The sequence below is a fragment of the Helicobacter pylori NQ4053 genome, from assembly GCF_000274605.1.
Classification (GTDB): domain Bacteria; phylum Campylobacterota; class Campylobacteria; order Campylobacterales; family Helicobacteraceae; genus Helicobacter; species Helicobacter pylori_CV.
The window spans coordinates 265,964-283,295 of the sequence record NZ_AKNV01000006.1; the positions used below are offsets into that span (position 1 = coordinate 265,964).

Annotated in this window: 14 protein-coding genes and 1 pseudogene; 6 read left to right on the plus strand and 9 right to left on the minus strand. The window is 38.9% G+C overall.

Features of this window, described 5'->3' with window-relative positions; translation table 11 throughout:
• Window positions 1-3: 3 nt before the first annotated feature.
• From AYS37_RS06430 to AYS37_RS06450, 5 genes are all read left to right on the plus strand, one after another.
• Window positions 4-1,542 (plus strand): NADH-quinone oxidoreductase subunit M, encoded by a 1,539-nt coding sequence (locus AYS37_RS06430; protein ID WP_001159921.1) that lies wholly within the window; start codon window positions 4-6, stop codon window positions 1,540-1,542.
• Entirely contained in the window at window positions 1,529-3,001 is a 1,473-nt protein-coding gene (gene nuoN / locus AYS37_RS06435) for an NADH-quinone oxidoreductase subunit NuoN (protein WP_000904265.1), read from the plus strand. The genes AYS37_RS06430 and nuoN overlap by 14 nt, the downstream gene beginning before the upstream one ends.
• A complete protein-coding gene (locus AYS37_RS06440; RefSeq protein WP_000266326.1) occupies window positions 2,991-5,396 on the plus strand; it encodes a DUF7494 domain-containing protein in 2,406 nt (801 codons plus the stop codon). Before nuoN ends, AYS37_RS06440 begins: the two co-directional genes overlap by 11 nt.
• Before the next feature lies 1 nt (window position 5,397).
• Complete coding sequence (locus AYS37_RS06445) at window positions 5,398-6,774, plus strand: phosphomannomutase/phosphoglucomutase (RefSeq protein WP_000355129.1); 1,377 nt, start codon at window positions 5,398-5,400, stop codon at window positions 6,772-6,774.
• A gap of 212 nt (window positions 6,775-6,986) precedes the next feature.
• On the plus strand, window positions 6,987-7,361 hold the full coding sequence (locus AYS37_RS06450) for a hypothetical protein (RefSeq protein ID WP_000377994.1): 375 nt from the start codon (window positions 6,987-6,989) through the stop codon (window positions 7,359-7,361).
• A 250-nt stretch (window positions 7,362-7,611) separates the two neighbouring features.
• Here the strand turns inward: AYS37_RS06450 and trpA are convergent, their stop codons facing one another.
• From trpA to AYS37_RS06485, 7 genes and pseudogenes are all read right to left on the minus strand, one after another.
• Window positions 7,612-8,400, minus strand: coding sequence for a tryptophan synthase subunit alpha (gene trpA / locus AYS37_RS06455; RefSeq protein ID WP_001270382.1), 789 nt, complete (start codon window positions 8,398-8,400; stop codon window positions 7,612-7,614).
• Window positions 8,397-9,578: a tryptophan synthase subunit beta gene (trpB, locus tag AYS37_RS06460; protein ID WP_001072035.1), complete on the minus strand. Its 1,182-nt coding sequence runs from the start codon at window positions 9,576-9,578 to the stop codon at window positions 8,397-8,399. The genes trpA and trpB overlap by 4 nt, the downstream gene beginning before the upstream one ends.
• 1 nt (window position 9,579) lies before the next feature.
• Window positions 9,580-10,938 carry a bifunctional indole-3-glycerol-phosphate synthase TrpC/phosphoribosylanthranilate isomerase TrpF gene (gene trpCF / locus AYS37_RS06465; RefSeq protein ID WP_001141378.1) on the minus strand — a complete coding sequence of 453 codons (1,359 nt, stop codon included), beginning with the start codon at window positions 10,936-10,938 and terminating at the stop codon, window positions 9,580-9,582.
• Entirely contained in the window at window positions 10,931-11,938 is a 1,008-nt protein-coding gene (gene trpD, locus AYS37_RS06470; protein ID WP_000658911.1) for an anthranilate phosphoribosyltransferase, read from the minus strand. Before trpD ends, trpCF begins: the two co-directional genes overlap by 8 nt.
• The gene (locus tag AYS37_RS06475; RefSeq protein WP_000688257.1) at window positions 11,935-12,519 is read right to left on the minus strand and encodes an aminodeoxychorismate/anthranilate synthase component II; all 585 of its coding nucleotides are present in this window, start codon (window positions 12,517-12,519) and stop codon (window positions 11,935-11,937) included. Before AYS37_RS06475 ends, trpD begins: the two co-directional genes overlap by 4 nt.
• A complete protein-coding gene (gene trpE, locus AYS37_RS06480) occupies window positions 12,516-14,018 on the minus strand; it encodes an anthranilate synthase component I (protein WP_000609072.1) in 1,503 nt (500 codons plus the stop codon). The genes AYS37_RS06475 and trpE overlap by 4 nt, the downstream gene beginning before the upstream one ends.
• Window positions 14,019-14,250: 232 nt before the next feature.
• A pseudogene (locus AYS37_RS06485) lies at window positions 14,251-14,514 on the minus strand (glycosyltransferase family 9 protein); the annotation flags it as partial.
• Between the two features lie 161 nt (window positions 14,515-14,675).
• Between AYS37_RS06485 and AYS37_RS06490 the strand changes: the two are divergent.
• Complete coding sequence (locus AYS37_RS06490; protein ID WP_000194124.1) at window positions 14,676-15,938, plus strand: glycosyltransferase family 9 protein; 1,263 nt, start codon at window positions 14,676-14,678, stop codon at window positions 15,936-15,938.
• Between the two features lie 216 nt (window positions 15,939-16,154).
• Here the strand turns inward: AYS37_RS06490 and AYS37_RS06495 are convergent, their stop codons facing one another.
• Together AYS37_RS06495 and AYS37_RS08900 are read right to left on the minus strand one after the other, a co-directional pair.
• Window positions 16,155-17,060 carry a DNA adenine methylase gene (locus AYS37_RS06495; RefSeq protein ID WP_000978429.1) on the minus strand — a complete coding sequence of 302 codons (906 nt, stop codon included), beginning with the start codon at window positions 17,058-17,060 and terminating at the stop codon, window positions 16,155-16,157.
• A complete protein-coding gene (locus AYS37_RS08900) occupies window positions 17,060-17,332 on the minus strand; it encodes a type II restriction endonuclease (protein WP_001874746.1) in 273 nt (90 codons plus the stop codon). The genes AYS37_RS06495 and AYS37_RS08900 overlap by 1 nt, the downstream gene beginning before the upstream one ends.

Here is a 17,332-nt window from a genome sequence, read left to right on the forward strand (position 1 = left end):
GAAATGCAGTTTTTACATGCGCATCTTTTAAGTGTGGTGATCTTTTTCCCCATGCTGAGCGCGCTATTAGCGTTCTTTATGAGCGATCAAGCGAGCAGGGCGTATGCGATTGTCATCGCTTTGATTGAATTGTTATTAATCTTGTTGTTGTGGCATGGGTTTGATATTCAAACAGCCGGCATGCAGTTTGAAGAAATGAAGGAATTAGTCTATCAAATTGGCGTGAATTACCATGTGGGCGTTGATGGCATCGCGCTCTTTTTGTTGCTCTTAAACGCTATCGTGGTGTTATTGTGCGTGATTTATGTCAAAGAGCGTCGTAAAGACTTTGCGATTTGTTTGTTGTTGTTAGAGGGGATTTTAATGGGCGTGTTTTCTTCTCTCAATATGATCTTTTTCTACGCTTTTTGGGAAATCTCGCTCTTGCCGGTTTTATACCTCATCGGTCGTTTTGGCCGTAATAATAAGATCTATTCTGGCATGAAGTTTTTTCTCTACACCTTTTTAGCGTCGTTATGCATGCTTTTAGGCATTTTATACATTGGGTATTACTACGCTAGCAATTACGGCATGATGAGTTTTGATATTTTAGACTGGTATCAATTGAACTTTTCTAGCGGGGTTAAAACCTGGCTCTTTGTGGCTTTCTTAATAGGGATTGCGGTTAAAATCCCGCTCTTTCCCTTACACACATGGCTGCCTTATGCGTATTCTAACGCCCCTACTTTAGGCTCTGTCATGCTTTCAGCTTTGCTTTCTAAAATGGGGACTTACGCTTTATTACGCTTCTTGCTCCCGCTTTTTCCTGAGCTTTCAGAGATTTATTTAACCCCTATAGCCATTGTGGCGCTATGCATGATCATTTATGGAGGTTTTCTAGCCTACGCTCAAAAAGATTTAAAAACTCTCATCGCTTATAGCTCGTTCTCGCACATGGGAGTCGTGGTGCTTGGGGTTTTTTCTTTCAATGTTGAAGGGGTTTCAGGGGCGGTGTTTATGATGTTTGCGCATGGTATTATCGTCATGGGATTGTTTTTGCTCGCTGGTATCTTGGAAGAACGTGCCAGCAGTTTAGAAATCGCTCGCTTTGGATCGATCGCTAAAAGCGCTCCTGTTTTTGCAGCCTTTTTTATGATCGTTTTAATGGCGAATGTGGGCATGCCTTTAAGCATTGGTTTTGTGGGAGAGTTTTTAAGCTTGTTAGGGTTTTTTGCCACTTACCCTCTTTTAGCTATCATTGCCGGGACAAGCATCATTCTCTCAGCAATTTACATGCTCACTTCATATAAAGATGTTTTCTTTGGTAATTTGAAAGCCGGGAACAATCAAATCAGCGTGTTTGAAGATTTGAACGCTCGTGAGGTAGGGGTTTTGAGCGTGATTTTAGCTTTGATTTTAATTTTAGGGATTTACCCTAAAATCCTTTTAAAACCGATTGAGCAAGGCTCTAAGCAGCTTTTAGAGGTGATAGAAATCCGCTCGCTCCCTTTTTTAGGTTCATTGGATACTAAGATAAAAGAGGTCTCTTATGTTAATAGATAGTCTCCATATCTCTTTTGATAGCTTTAATTTTGAGAGCGTTTTACCCATGCTGGTGTTGGTGTGTGGGGGGATTTTCACGCTCCTAATCAACGCTTTCACTTCCAGGTTTTCACGCAATTTGAATGTGTTTTTATGCATGCTCTTTTTGGTTTTGGATTTTTTGGTGGTTTTAGGATTAGAAGAGCAAGAAAACGCCTTTTTTGGGTTTTTGAGCTTGGATACCCTCTCGCTCATCTCTCAAAGCATTGTCTTGATTTCAGCCTTTTTGCTCATTTTCTTAGCCCTTTCAAAAGAGCGCTTCAACGAATTTCAAACCGCTGAATTTTATTCCTTATACTTGTTTATTGTTGCTGGCTTTCAGTTCATGGTTTCAAGCAACCATTTATTGTTAATCCTTATTGGGTTAGAAACAGCGTCCTTACCCCTTTGCGTGTTAATGGCGTTGAGCGATAAACGCTACGGCTTGGAAGCAGGGATCAAGTATTTCACTATGGGGGCTATGGCGAGCGCGTTTTTTGCTATGGGCGCGATGGCTTTTTACTTGCTCACAGGGAGCTTGAATCTTGAAGTCATTAGCCTATACTTACACACTGAAGGTATCACAAACCCCATGCTCTTTGCGATGGGTGCTATTTTTTTGATTGGAGCGATTGGCTTTAAAGTCTCTTTAGTGCCTTTCCATACCTGGATGCCTGATGTGTATGAGGGCAATAATCCGGTCTTTGCGAGCTATATTTCCATTGTGCCTAAAATCGCTGGCTTTGTGGTAGCGACTCGCCTTTTTGGGGCGTTTATAGACACTCGCATCGCTTGGGTAGAAGACATTTTTTATGTTTTGATTCTTATGACTATCACCATCCCTAATTTCATTGCTTTATGGCAAGAAGATGTCAAAAGAATGCTCGCTTATAGTTCCATTTCGCATTCTGGGTTCGCTTTAGCATGCGTGTTCATCCACACTGAAGATAGCCAACAAGCGATGTTTGTTTATTGGTTCATGTTCGCCTTCACTTACATTGGGGCTTTTGGCCTTTTATGGCTCTTAAAAAGCCGGGAAAAAACATGGGATGAACGCTACGATCACCCTTATTCCAAATTCAACGGCCTTATCAAAACCCACCCTTTAGTGGCGATCTTAGGCGCTATTTTTGTTTTTGGGCTTGCAGGGATCCCGCCTTTTAGCGTGTTTTGGGGGAAATTTTTAGCCGTTGAAAGCGCGTTAGAGAGCAATCACATTCTTTTAGCGGTGGTGATGTTAGTTAATAGCGCGGTGGCTGCGTTTTATTATTTCCGTTGGCTCGTGGCGATGTTTTTCAATAAGCCCTTACAAAGCTACGCTCAAAACGATATTTACACCCAAAACGCTACCATGCCCATTTATGCGGTCATTATTGCTATGGCGTTAGCGTGCTTATTCTCTGTGTTTATGATGCGAGGGCTTTTAGAGTTTGTGGCTTAAGTCAAAATTCTTTCTTTTAATGGGCTTGCTCTCCCATTCACTCAACGCTTTAAGTCTCACGCTCACGCAAGGCAAAGAAGGGGGGGAAGATTTTTCGGTTTTAACCTTACGAAACAATAAGGCGTTTTCTTGCTCTTACGTTAATGAAAAACCGCCAAGCGGGATTGAAGCGTCTTTATCTATCATGCATGCTAAACGCCCCATAGAATGCGTGATAGACTCTATCCCTAAAGAGGGCTTTACCCCTTTAGAAAACGCTTTTTTCAATATCACCTATTCCATGCGCCAACAACAATTCATTTTACACATCAAACCCAAAGTGATGCGAAGGCTCACCCTTTTTTCTTTTGATAGGGATTATAAAAAGGCTGTCCCCCTTTTTGTGGAAAACGACTCTAAAGCCAAAATGTGGCAAATCGTAGGCTATGATCAAAAAATCCCTTTTTTGAGCGAAAAAGACAACGCTCAAAAAGGCTTGAATTTCCCCATTATCATTAAAGACGCTCAAACCCCTATCATTCAAGAGCTGGATGTGAATAACAAACCCCTACTCACCACAAAGGGCTATGATTTAAACGCCTATTTAGAAGCTAAAAAACAAATGGATTCGCAAGCCTATTTTGACGCCTTACGCACGATCAGCCGTGCGTTTAAAAACTACCCTCAAACGATGTTTAAAAAAGACTTGTATTTATTGGAAATTATCGCATTAGGTAAATTAGGCATTAAAAAATCCTTACTCATAGATATTGGCACCCAATGGATTAAAAATTACCCGACTGACCCCAATATCCCTGAAGCGTTATACTATGTCGCCAAAGCTTTAGATGAAAACAACAATTACAAACAGGCCATGCGCTATTACAAACGCATTCTTTTAGAATACAAAAATTCCCGCTACGCGCCCTTAGCCCAAATGCGTTTAGCCATTGAAGCGGCTGAAGCTTCTGATTTGAGCAGCGCTAACATGCTTTTCAAAGAAGCTTTTTCTAACGCCAAAGACAAAGAGAGCGCGAGTGAAATCGCACTTAATTGGGCTGAAGCAGAGATAAACTATCAAAACTTTAATAACGCTAAATACCTCATTGATAAGGTGGTCCAATCCAACCCAGATTATATTTCTACGCATAGCGAATCAGCCCTAGACTTGCTCAAGTTATTGAAAAAAAACCAGATGAATGCAAGCGCGATTGAGATCGCTCACTTGCTCTTTAATCAAGATGATGATTTGAAAGCTAAAGAGCAAGCGCTTTATGATTTAGGGGCGTTGTATGCAAGGATCAAGGATTTTAAGAACGCCCACCTTTACAACCTGCAATATTTGCAAGACCATGCGGAATTGGAGCGGGCTTCTGTCGTTAGAGCGCGCGATGAAAAAGCCCTTTTTTCCATGGAGGGGAACACGCAAGAAAAAATCGCCCACTACGATAAAATCATTCAAAATTTCCCTAATTCTAATGAAGCCCAAAAAGCTTTAGAGTTGAAAGCCCAACTCTTGTTTGACAATAAGCGCTATGCTGAAGTTTTAGGCATGCAAAAAAATTTACCCAAAGATTCTCCCTTGATCCAAAAAACGCTCAATGTCCTTGCTAAAACCCCATTAGAGGATCATCGTTGCAAAGAAGCTTTAAAATACTTATCCCAAATCACCGCCTTTGAATTTAACCCCCAAGAAGAAATCCAAGCCTTTGATTGCTTGTATTTCGCATCGCTCAAAGAAAAAGCGCAAATTATTGCCCTAAACGCTTTAAAAGCGGCTAAAACCCCTAGCGAGAAATTGGTATGGCTTTATCGTTTGGGGCGCAATTACTACCGCTTAGGGGATTTTAAAAATTCCACTCTGGCTTCTAAAGACGCTTTGATTCTCGCTCAAAACTTGAATAAAAAAGAATTCTATGATATTGCTTTTGTTTTATTTTCAGATTACATGCAAAACAATGAAAAAGGATTGGCCCTCAATTTGTATGCGTTTTTAGAAAAGCATTTCAAAGACGATAAACGCATGGCGTTGGTTTATTTTAAATTATTAGAGAATGAAAAAGACCCTAAAAGCGTCAAAATTTATGCCACAAGCTTGCTCAAACTCCAAGACGCTTATAAGGACTATTCTTACACGCCCTTTAGCGAATTTGCTCTCATTGACGCTTACAGAACCACCAAAGACTATTCAAAAGCGTTAGAAATGCTAGACAAACTTTTAGATCGCAGGCTTTCTTTAGAAGATCACCAAAAAGCCTTATACTTGCAATCCAGCTTATTAGATCTAACCAATCAAAAAGCAAAATCTAAAGCCAGTTTAGAAAAATGCGTTCAATTAAAACAAAAAGATCAAACAAACGCATGGCAAAATTTATGCGAACAGGGTTTAAATTTATTCAAAAACAAGGAGTCATGACATGGACATTAGCATTTTTAGAGAATACGATATTAGAGGCATTTACCCCACCACTTTAGATGAGAAGAGCGCTTTTAGTATTGGCGTGGAGTTGGGGAAAATCATGCGAGAATGCGATAAAAGCGTGTTTGTAGGGCATGATGCGAGAACGCATGGGCGCTTTTTGTTTGAAGCTTTGAGCGCGGGGCTGCAATCAAGCGGCTTGAAAGTGTATGATTTAGGGCTAATCCCCACACCGGTAGCGTATTTTGCAGCCTTTAATGAAATCAATGGCATTAAATGCCCTAATTCTATCATGATTACTGGATCTCACAACCCCAAAGAATACAACGGCTTTAAAATCACGCTCAACCAAAACCCGTTTTATGGCAAGGACATTCAAGCTTTAAAAGACACGCTTTTAAACGCCAAGCATGAAATAAAACCCCTAAAAGAAACACCAGAGAAAGCCAATGCCCTAGAAGCGTATCAGCGCTATTTGATCAAGGATTTTCAGCATTTGAAAAACCTTAAATACAAAATCGCATTGGATTTTGGTAATGGCGTGGGGGCGTTAGGATTAGAACCTATTTTAAAGGCTTTGAACATTGATTTTAGCAGCCTTTATAGCGATCCTGATGGGAATTTCCCTAACCACCACCCAGACCCCAGCGAAGCGAAAAACTTACAAGATTTAGAAAAACACATGCAAGAAAACGCTATTTCTATAGGCTTTGCTTTTGATGGCGATGCGGATAGGATTGCGATGCTAAGCTCTCATCATATTTATGCGGGCGATGAATTAGCGATTTTATTCGCTAAACGCTTGCATGCTCAAGGCATCACCCCCTTTGTGATCGGCGAAGTCAAATGCTCTCAAGTGATGTATAACACGATTAATACTTTTGGCAAGACGCTCATGTATAAAACCGGGCATAGCAATTTAAAAATCAAACTCAAAGAAACCAATGCGCATTTTGCGGCTGAAATGAGCGGGCATATCTTTTTTAAAGAGCGCTATTTTGGCTATGATGACGCTCTTTATGCATGCTTAAGGGCTTTAGAGTTATTGCTCGAACAAAGTCCAAGCGATTTGGAAAACACCATTAAAAACCTCCCTTATTCCTACACCACGCCTGAAGAAAAAATCGCCGTGAGCGAAGAAGAAAAATTTGAAATCATTCATAACATGCAAAAAGCGCTTAAAAACCCGCCAAGTCATTTCCCTAAAATCAAAGAAATCATCAGCATTGATGGCGTGAGAGTGGTTTTTGAACATGGTTTTGGGCTTATTCGCGCAAGCAACACCACCCCCTATTTAGTCAGCCGCTTTGAAGGCAAGGATGAAATAACGGCGTTAGAATATAAAAGGGCGTTGCTCAATTTGCTAGAAAAATAAGGCTCTAAACCAGTCAATACCAATTAAGCCTTATTTGGCTTAATAAACGCTTTAAGTTTTAAAAAAGATCAAAATAACTTAAAGCTAACAGCCATGTCTTTCTAAAAAGATTTGTGAGTAAGCCCCCTAGTTATCCAAAAATTGAACGCTATTTAAGCCTAAGCCTAAGCCTATTATAATGAAAAGTTTTAAATTAATCGTAAAGGATTTTAATGGATAGCAACAAAAATAACAACAAAAACGCTTCTCATCTCACTCACGAAATGAAAAAAAACCATGGAGATCTTCAAACGGCAAGCATGAAAGCTCTCATAACACAAAAGGTAGATAAGCTGAATGATATAAGAAAAAAACAACTTGCAGAAAAGGAAATCCAGGCTGAAATAGAAGAAGAATCAAGGAAGAAAGAACGAGAATCTTTTAAAAGAGAACGAAAATCTCTTGAAGAAGAAAAGAAACTCATGGAAAAAGGATTTCAAGTTGAAAGAGAAATTCTAGAAATTTGTTACAACAATGGTTATTTACCACAAAAAAATAAACCTAAAATTGAACATGATGACACAATAGACATAGAACCCGAAGATTAAAAGGACTAAGCAACCAATAGTTCTTTTTAAAAGTATTATAAAGAGTTTATGGCTTAATATATCAAAATTAGCTTTTTTATTATCAAAATACCTGCGATTTTAGCCGCTATCAACCACACTACAAGGCTATCTCTTGTTGTTAGGCTTATGGCAGTATTTCCTACGCTAACGCCATAACGCGCATATAATAAAGCTTGATGATTGTTAATCTGTGATCTTTAATTTTTTGACGCAACAAAGCCAAAAAGCCTTAAAAAATCATTCCTCCTATAAACCCTTTAATTTTTTCTAGCATGGCGTTTTCATTGTTTAAATTTTCTTCTATGATTTTGACTAACGCTGAGCCGCAAATCACGCCATCAGCGCCCATTTCTTTAGCGTTTGTGATGTGTTCTTTTTGAGAAATGCCAAAGCCCAGTAGAGCTGGGGTAGAGCTAAAGGTTTTTAAGGTTTTAATAATAGTGCTTGCGTCATTTTTTAAAGTATGGCTCGCCCCTGTAACCCCACTCCTGGCTAAAGTGTAGATATAGCCTTGCGAATGCATAGCAACTTGTTCTAAATCTTTACTGCTCGCATTAGGGCTGGCGATAAAGATCTGCTTGATTTGGTGTTTTTGAGCGGATTTGATGACTAATTCTTTTTCTATTAGGGGCATGTCCGCTATTAAAACGCTATCCACGCCGCATTCTTTGATTTGAGCGTAAAAGCCATCAACGCCGTAAGAAAAAATGAGATTCGCATACGCTAAAAGCCCTATGGGAATATTGTGGTTGTAACCTCTAATCTTTTTTAAAAGCTGGAAATTTTTAGCCATGCTAGCGTGTTTTAACGCCCTTAAATGGCTCGCTTGTATGGTAACGCCATCCGCTACTGGATCGGAAAAAGCAAAGCCCAATTCTAAAGCGCTCACCCCGCTAATAATTAGGGTTTTAATGATTTCAAAACTCCATTCATAATTGGGATCACCCAAGGTTACAAACGGGATAAACGCCATTTTGTCTTGTTTTTTTAAGGTTTCAAACATGTTTTGATACCTCATTTTAAATCTCCTTTTAAAGCGTTATAAACGGTGTTTAAATCCTTATCCCCCCGACCGCTTAAATTCACTACAATAATGCTTTCTTGTGCACATTTTTGAGCGAGTTTTAAGGCATACGCTAAGGCGTGCGAGCTTTCTAGTGCTGGGATAATGCCTTCTTTTTGGCATAGCAAACTGAAAGCTTCTAGCGCTTCAGCATCGCTTGCGCTTTCATAAACCGCGCGCCCAATCTCTTTTAAATAGCTGTGTTCTGGCCCCACCCCTGGATAATCAAGCCCGGCGCTAATGCTATGGCTTTCTGCAATCTGGCCTTCATCATCTTGTAAAAGATAGGTTTTATTCCCATGCAAAATCCCCACACGCCCTTTATTCAAAGTCGCCCCATGCTTGTTAGTCTCTAGCCCTAAACCGGCTGGCTCTACGCCTATGAGTTTGACCTCTTTATCGTTTAAAAACGCGCTGAATATCCCTATAGCGTTAGACCCCCCTCCAACGCATGCGATCACATAATCAGGCAAGCGGTTTTCTTTTTCTAAAATTTGGCTTTTAACCTCATCGCCTATCATTTTTTGAAAGGTTTTAACCATTGTGGGGTAAGGGTGCGGCCCGGCGGCTGTGCCTAGCAAATAGTGCGTGTTCTTGTAACTGCTCGCCCAATCTCTCAAGGCCTCATTCACGGCGTCTTTAAGCGTCGCGCTCCCTGAATTGACTTCTCTCACTTCAGCGCCCAATAAGCGCATTCTAAAAACATTCATTTCCTGGCGCTTGATATCTTTAGATCCCATAAAAATCACGCATTTTAAGTTCAATAACGCGCAAGCGATAGCCGTTGCAACGCCATGCTGCCCAGCACCCGTTTCAGCAATAATCCTTGTTTTACCCATTTTTTTCGCTAAAAGGGCTTGCCCTAAGGCCTGATTAGTCTTATGCGCCCCGCCATGGATTAAATCCTCTCGTTTTAAATAAAGCTTGACTTTAGGGTTAGAAACGATATTTTGACACAAGGTTAAAGGGCTGGGACGGCCCACAAAATCTTTTAAAAGACGAAAATACTCTTTTTGGAATTTTTCATCTTTCAAACACGCATCAAACGCCTGTTCTAATTCTCTTAATGCAGGCACTAACAACTCCGAAACAAAACTCCCTCCAAACTCCCCAAAATACGCTTTTTGATTCATTTTAATACTCTCTTAAAATGCGGGCTAACCGCTTGATTTTATCCTTATTTTTAATCCCAGGGCTTATTTCTAAACCGGAATTGAAATCCAATCCCAACGCTTTAACTTTCAAGGCTTTTTGAATATTATCCAAATTAAGCCCACCAGCTAACATGAAAGGCGTTTTGACATTTTCTAAAATACCCCAATCAAAACTCACGCCATTGCCTCCCATTTTATCCCCCTTAGTGTCGTATAAAATCAGAGAGGCTTCTTGAATTTTAGGCACTAAATCTTTAGCGCTCATCACGCTTATTACTTGCCAAATCGCGCAAGTTTTAGGGAGCGATTTTTTTAATTGAGCGATTTCTTTTTGCGAATAGCCATAAAGCTGCACCGCTTTTAAATCAAGCTTTTTAGCGATTTTTTGAATTTTTTTAATGCTATCTTTCACAAACACGCCCACAAAATCCAATTTTTTAACCGCTTTTGTGATTTTTAGGGCTTTTTTAGGCTTGATGTATCTGGGCGAAGATTTTTCAAAAATCAAACCCCCATAAATAAAATGGTTTTTATAAACGGCTTTAGCGTCTTTAATCCTTGTAAGCCCGCACACTTTATTTTCGCCTAAAATCAATTTAGTGCACGCTTTTTTCAAATCCTTTTCTTTCATTAAAGAGCTGCCCACTAAAAAGCCATTCACATAAGGGGCTAGGGCTTTGATTTGCGCATGCGAATAAATACCGGACTCACTGATAATGAGCGCGTCTTTAGGCAAAAGGGGGCGTAATTTGAGCGTGTTGTTGATGTCGGTTGTTAGGGTGTGCAAATCCCTGTTATTAATACCTATAATGTCGTATTGGAGTTTGAGCAAGCGTTTGATTTCTTGCTTATTGGAAACTTCGGTCAGCACGCTCATGTTTAAGGATTTAGCGAGGTTAAAAAGCTCTAAATAATTTTTATCATCTAATACGCTTAACATTAAAAGCACCGCATTAGCCCCCATCATTCTAGCGAGTTTGATTTGAAAAGCACCAATGATAAAATCTTTGCATAAAACAGGCTTATTGGAATGTTGCGAAACAATCTTAATGTTTTCATAAGAGCCTAAAAAATATTTAGAATCGGCTAAAACTGAAATGCAAGAGGCAAATTTTTCATAAGTCTTGGCTATTTTTAACAGATCAAAATCTTTTCTGATCAAACCTTTAGAGGGCGATGCTTTTTTGCATTCTAAAATAAAGTTGGTTTTTTTTTCTAGTAACGCTTTTTTAAAATCCCTATCGCTTGGGGTTATGTTTACCGGTAAAGCATGATTTTTTTTGAGTGTAGCGATTTCTAAGATCTTGTCTTTAAGGATGTTTTCTAACACGCTAGGCATGGCTTAACCTTATGATTTTTTGCAAATGCGCATAAGGCGCTTTGGTTTTTAAATGCTCTAAAGTCATGCCCACGCCCTCTTTTAAATCTTTAGCCCTATGGCTTAAATACAACAAACTCGCCACATTCGACACAACCACCATTGTGTGCGAATCTTTGCCTTTATTTTCTAAAATATCTAAGCACGCTTGAACGCTTTCTTGTGCGTTTTTAATCTGTAATTCTTTCAAATCATAGGGGGGTAAATCAAAATCTTTAGCGCTCAAGTCATACTCTAAAATTTCATTATTTTTCAATTCACACGCATGCGTAATATCATGCAACACGATTTCATCTGTCCCCCCTCCATTAACCACCATCGCCCTTTTAACGCCCAAAGCCTTTAACGCTAGCGCCATAGTCTTGCACAAAGATTTGTCATACACGCCTAAAAGCTGGATTTTTGGCCTTAAGGGGTTGATTAAAGGCCCTAAGCAATTAAAAATCGTTTTAGTGAAAAGCTCTTTTCTTAAAGGGGCGGATTTTTTAAAACTTTGATGGTATAAAGGCGCGAATAAAAACCCAAAATGCGTTTGTTTGAAACAATTTTCTAACTGCGTGGGGTTCATTTCAATATTCACGCCTAAATTTTCCAACAAATCCGCGCTCCCGCTATGGCTGGACACGCTCCTTGATCCGTGTTTAGCCATAGGTAATCCCATGGAGCTGGCAATGAGCGCAGCAATCGTGCTGATGTTGATCGTTTTTAGCCCATCGCCCCCTGTGCCGCAATTGTCTATTAAATCCAAGCCGCTGTTAAAAGGCTTAGGGGCATGCTCTAAAAGCGTGGCTGCAGCAACGCTAATTTCCTTAAAGCTCTCGCCCTTGATTTTTAAAGCGCATAAAATGGCCCCAAGTTGCGCTGGGCTTACTTTTTCGTGGATAATGAGGGTGAATAACTTTTTGACCTCTTCATCGTTCAAGTCTTTTTGATGGTATAGAGCGTTTAAAATCTCTTTCATAATAACCCTTCTAAAAATCCCACGCTTTGCTCTAACAACGCCCTCCCTTGTAAAGTCATGATGCTTTCAGGGTGGAATTGATAGGCTAAAATTTTATCTTCTTCATTGACAATAGCCATAGGGATATTGTCATGCTCAGCGATCACTTCTAAATTTTTAGGCAATCCGCTTGCCATTAAAGAATGGTAACGCCCCACCACCATGCTTTCCCCTAAACCTTTAAAAACGGCATGCTTTTTGAGCGCGATAGTCGTCGCTTTGCCATGCACGATTTCTTTGCTCCTTATGATTTTAGCCCCATAGCTTTGCGCTAAAGCCTGTAAGCCTAAACAAACCCCTAAAATAGGGAATTTCTTTTTAGCCATTTCAATGATTTTTAAAAGATTGCCTGAACTATTAGGGCTACCAGGCCCGGGTGAGATGAACAATAAAGGGGTTTTTGATTCTTCATTCATTAAACCCATAAGATAACTCGGATCAATATCGTTTTGATAAACGGCCACTTCATAACCCAAACACTCTAATTCATACACCAAATTATAAGAGAAAGAATCAAAATTATCTATAAAAAAGATTTTCATAAGCTTGTTTTCCTGATCGCATCAATAAGGGCTTGCGCTTTGGCTCTTGTTTCATTCGCTTCGTTTTGCGGCACGCTGTCTAACACAATACCAGCTCCTGCTTGGATCACGGCCCTATTGTTTTTGACAAAACACGAACGGATGGTGATGCAAGAATCCATAGAACTCTCGCTGTTTAAATACCCCACGCTCCCCCCATAAGAGCCTCTCCTTTGCTTTTCTAATTGGTAAATGAGCTTGATCGCAGAGATTTTAGGCGCTCCGCTGAGCGTGCCGGCGTTCATAAAACTCCTGTAAGCATGCAAACTATCGCACCCTTTTTTCAATTCCCCCACAACCCTTGAAACTAAATGCATGACATTGGAATATTTATCCACTTTTAAAAGCTTATCGCAATAGCGCTTTTTTGAAACTCTGGCCATGTCGTTTCTGGCTAAATCCACTAGCATGATGTGTTCAGCCCTTTCTTTATAGTCGTGTTGCAAATCAAATTCCATTTTACTATCCAAATCGTAATCAATGTTCCCTTGTTTGTCCTTACCCCTTAAACGAGTGCCAGCAATGGGATAAATTTCAGCCGTATTGGTTAAGGCATTGTATTTTAAGGCGCTCTCAGGGCTTGCCCCAAAAAGAATAAAATCGCTGTCTTTAATATAAAACATATAGGGGCTAGGGTTAGTTAGTTTTAAATGATAATACGCGCTCAAACCCTCCAAGCACTCCATATAAAAGCTGCGCGACAACACCGCTTGAAAAATCTCGCCTTTTTTGATTTCTTCTTGTAAGGATAGCACCTTTTTTTCAAACTCGCTATCATCACAACTAACGCTAACTTCTGTGCTTTGCTTGGATTTTTTAGGGATAAAGTCGCTTTTGATGCTTTTAGCCAACTCTTTTAAGTCTTGTAATTCTTGGGCTATCTCTGTTTTAAAGCGTTCATCAAAACACGCCCCCAAAATTTCAGCGCTTTTTTCTTTATGGTCTATGATGATCAAATTTTGTGCGACATAAAATATAAAGTCATGCGCAGTGTTGTCTTGTGCTTTTAAGTGAGGCAAGTCTTCAAAAAAATTGAGCATTTCAAAAGAAAAAACGCCCGCGCTTAAAAGCGTAAAGGGGTGTTTGGGTTTTGTTTTAACGCTTTTAAAAAGCCCCCTTAAAGCGTCAAAAGGGCTAGGCTCAAAGAGTTTTAAAAACTCATCTTGCGTTTTTTTACTTTTGGTGTAGGTTAAAATTAGGGCATTGTCTTGTATAGGCGTTTTTAAAAACGCGCTCAGTTTTTGCAAAAACGCCCCACCATTAGGTGTTAGGCTAGTGATAGTTACGATATTGTGGTTGCAAATGAGCTTCAAACAGGCTTTAGCCATTAAAAGGGATTTGGTGTGCGCTTTGCTCTCAATCTCAGCACTTTCAAAAAGCAAGGTGTGTGGTTGCTCTAATTTTTCATAAAGAGCTAGGGGATAGGGAATGTAAGGGGCTTTTTCTATGAGATTGATCATCAATTTCTTTACGCTAAAAATAAGCTTGCATTTTACAAGAAATAAATAAATAGAAAATAAATTAATAGCCTTATAGAGCTTGCAAGGGCTAATCTAACTTAAACTCAAATTGGATTTTTCAAGGATCAATTTATGAGGAAATTAGAAATTTTAATTAGGAATGCGAAAAACCACTTTAATCAGATTAAACTTTTGAGTATTGTTAAGGTTGTTTGTGTGGCGCTTGTTGCCGTTATCTTTCTTGCGTGTGGCAAGAAAGATTTGGTGCGATAAATTCAAGGATGGTTTCACCCTCTTTTTCAATGTCAATCAAACCCATATTGTTTGAGCCATTAGGCGGGGTGATGCCTAAAAAACGCTCATTGAAAGGCCGCCATCTGGCAATAGAGGCGCTGAGTTCGTTAGGATAAAACCCGATAGATTGGTTGTCAAACAAAGCGTTCACATGCAAAGGGCCTGAAGCGTTCCCGATATAGACGGACAAAGAACATGTTATACTAAAAGATAAATTTTTAGGTTTGAGGATTTTATGAATATTTTGAAACTACTATATATATATATATATATATATATATTTGCATACTACTATTACCTATTGTGCTGTTATACGCTTATTTTAACCGAAAGACTTCTGATTGGCCTCTTAGGCTCTTTGAAATGACGCAACGCCTGATTGACAAGCTGCTTTCTATCGCTCCCATTAAACGCCAAAACGCCACAGAAAAAGCCTTGTGTATTGTGAGACTAGATGTGGTGGGGGATTATATTTTAACGCGCAATTTTTTTGCCCCCTTCAAAGAGTATTACAAAGATTATAAAATTGTTTTTATTGGCAATTCAATCATCAAAGATTTGAGTGTGGTTGCCGATAGCCCTTATATTGATGAATTTATTTTCTTAGATCATTCCATTTGGAATCAATATAATGGATACATTCACAGCAGGCAACATGCCTTTAGATTTCTGCGTTATTTGCTCAAATTTTTCATCAAGCGCTACAATGAATTGTTGATGCTTAAAAAAACGCATTATGAGATTGCCATTAGCCCCATTTTGCCTTGGGGTGACATTTTAAGAGATGATATAGTGATGAAACACTTAGACGCTTCTTTTAAGGTTAGCGTAAGGCATGAACCTTTTGTGGATAGGGGCCATCATTATGTCTATGTTAGCGATGGGAAAATCAGTCATTTTTACACCCATCTTTTCAATATCCCTAAGGTGAGCAAATTCTTATTTGAATTCCATCAAGACTTATTTTCTGCTTTTTTCAAAACTTTTAAAGGAGTGGATTTAGCTCCTGTATCTTTTGGCATGGAATTGCCACCATCTTCAGTTCTTAAAGAAAGTTCGCAAAATTTACTCAATGGTTTGAGTTCTCGCTATGGCGTGTTGAATTTGGGATCAAGCGATTTTTTTAGGTGTTATAGGTATTTTAATAGGATTGTGCGTTATTTGAATGAAGACATTCAGCTAGTGATTTGCGGGACGACGCCCACAGAAGCAAAAGAAGCTGCTAAATTGGTAAAAGCTCATAAAAATGCCATATCGTTAGTAGGGAAAACTAGCTTATTGGAATACGCCTATATCATTAAGGGCGCTGAATTTGCATTAGGGAATGAATCCAGTATCGCTCATTTTGCAGCGGCTCTTAAAGTGCCTTACATCTTTATTTTAAGCAATGGCAGTTCTTATGCAACCTTTCACCCTTATCCTAAAACGCTTTGCGCTACCCATCATATGATTTATCCCATTGAATTTGCAAATCTTAGAGAATCAAAGAAAATTTGGGAACAACGAGATGTGAATACGATAAAACCTAGTGCCGTGATAGCAAGCATCAAAGAACACGCCCCACATTTATTAAAAGAGAACACTCCTGATGATATTGATAAAGATTACTTCATAGAAGAAGTGTGAAGCAGTCCAAACAACGCCATCTATTATTCTAACGCCGTTTTCCATCCTTGCTTTTAGGGTGGCTAACTAGATAAGGGGTGTAAATAGAGGTTGTAATTATGCAATTAGGTCTGTTCCAAATAAAATTGCACTTCGTTCGTTTTCATTATAACGCTCCTTAAAAAACATGAGAAAGATTATAACGATGATTACCTTATTAGAAGTTTAGCATGCATGTTATAGAGCGCTAATCTCTAATCTGTGCGTCAATGCGTCTTTAATGCCCCTACTTAAATCTGTATCGCTCATCTGTATATTGGATAATAATGCTTCATAAATCATGTTGCGATTATTTTCTTTAGCTCCAACATGATAAAAATGCTCTTTAGTTACGATAGGGTAACTTTTCCAAATAGAAAGAATATAATCATTTTTACGATATTTATTGCTAAACCATGTAGAAAGAATGAAATTGCACCTGGATTTTGACAACACTTGTTGCAATGCAACTTCATTTTCTTCATTCCAGCAATCAAAATAATCTGCATTTCTTCCAATATAAGGGGGATCAGCATAAATCAAATCGCTTTTGTTCGTTTCTAAAATAGTTTGTTGGAAATCTTGACACTTGAATTCATAATGATTGCTTTTAATCATTTTTGCTGTATTTTCTACTTGATTGACAATCTTAGTAACCAAGCTTTGGGCAAAACGCTGCGGTTTTTTACAAAACGGCACATTGAATTTCCCTTTTTGATTGAAGCGTATCATGCCATTAAAACACGCGCAATTTAAGAATAGAAAATCAAGAGGATCACAATCTTTATTGAATCGTTCCCTCACTTCATAGTAATATTCTCCATTGCTTTGCAATAATTTCAAACCTTCTTCGTTGAGAAATTCCCTCACAATCTTTGGGGTGATCTTTTCATCTTGAATGGCTTGATAGAAACGGATTAAATGCGGATTGCTATCGCATAATAACGCTCTTTTAGGTTGGATATTAAAAGCCACAACGCCTGTCCCCATAAACGGCTCAACCCAACGCTCAAATGCAACCTTTTTTGAAATCCCTTTAATCCAATCTACTAATTTCGTCTTAATGCCTTGGGATTTTATGGGTGGGATCAGTGTTTTCATCATTAAGATTTGCTCCTATTTTTTACAGGATTGATTTTTTGAATATCAATTCCCTTAAACTCAAGGAAATCAGCTAATTTTGTCAATTTCTTAAAACTACCTTGATTTTTTAAATCAGGTATCATTAACACGCCTTGATTGATCCAATATTCATCAAAAATTTGTTCGCCAAGATTTTTAAACACGACATTCCCTTGCAAAATATCATCAATATATTGAATGCTACCAATATTAGCCGTATTACCACTCCCGCCTTTATCGCTGCGATTTTCCAT

Bases quoted from the DNA above. Each gene is read 5' to 3' on its own strand.
- AYS37_RS06430 (WP_001159921.1), top strand. From the start codon at position 4: ATGCAGTTTTTACATGCGCATCTTTTAAGTGTGGTGATCTTTTTCCCC.
- nuoN (WP_000904265.1), top strand. From the start codon at position 1,529: ATGTTAATAGATAGTCTCCATATCTCTTTTGATAGCTTTAATTTTGAG.
- AYS37_RS06445 (WP_000355129.1), top strand. From the start codon at position 5,398: ATGGACATTAGCATTTTTAGAGAATACGATATTAGAGGCATTTACCCC.
- AYS37_RS06450 (WP_000377994.1), top strand. From the start codon at position 6,987: ATGGATAGCAACAAAAATAACAACAAAAACGCTTCTCATCTCACTCAC.
- trpA (WP_001270382.1), bottom strand. From the start codon at position 8,400: ATGAGGTATCAAAACATGTTTGAAACCTTAAAAAAACAAGACAAAATG.
- trpB (WP_001072035.1), bottom strand. From the start codon at position 9,578: ATGAATCAAAAAGCGTATTTTGGGGAGTTTGGAGGGAGTTTTGTTTCG.
- trpCF (WP_001141378.1), bottom strand. From the start codon at position 10,938: ATGCCTAGCGTGTTAGAAAACATCCTTAAAGACAAGATCTTAGAAATC.
- trpD (WP_000658911.1), bottom strand. From the start codon at position 11,938: ATGAAAGAGATTTTAAACGCTCTATACCATCAAAAAGACTTGAACGAT.
- AYS37_RS06475 (WP_000688257.1), bottom strand. From the start codon at position 12,519: ATGAAAATCTTTTTTATAGATAATTTTGATTCTTTCTCTTATAATTTG.
- trpE (WP_000609072.1), bottom strand. From the start codon at position 14,018: ATGATCAATCTCATAGAAAAAGCCCCTTACATTCCCTATCCCCTAGCT.
- AYS37_RS06490 (WP_000194124.1), top strand. From the start codon at position 14,676: ATGACGCAACGCCTGATTGACAAGCTGCTTTCTATCGCTCCCATTAAA.
- AYS37_RS06495 (WP_000978429.1), bottom strand. From the start codon at position 17,060: ATGATGAAAACACTGATCCCACCCATAAAATCCCAAGGCATTAAGACG.
- AYS37_RS08900 (WP_001874746.1), bottom strand. From the start codon at position 17,332: ATGGAAAATCGCAGCGATAAAGGCGGGAGTGGTAATACGGCTAATATT.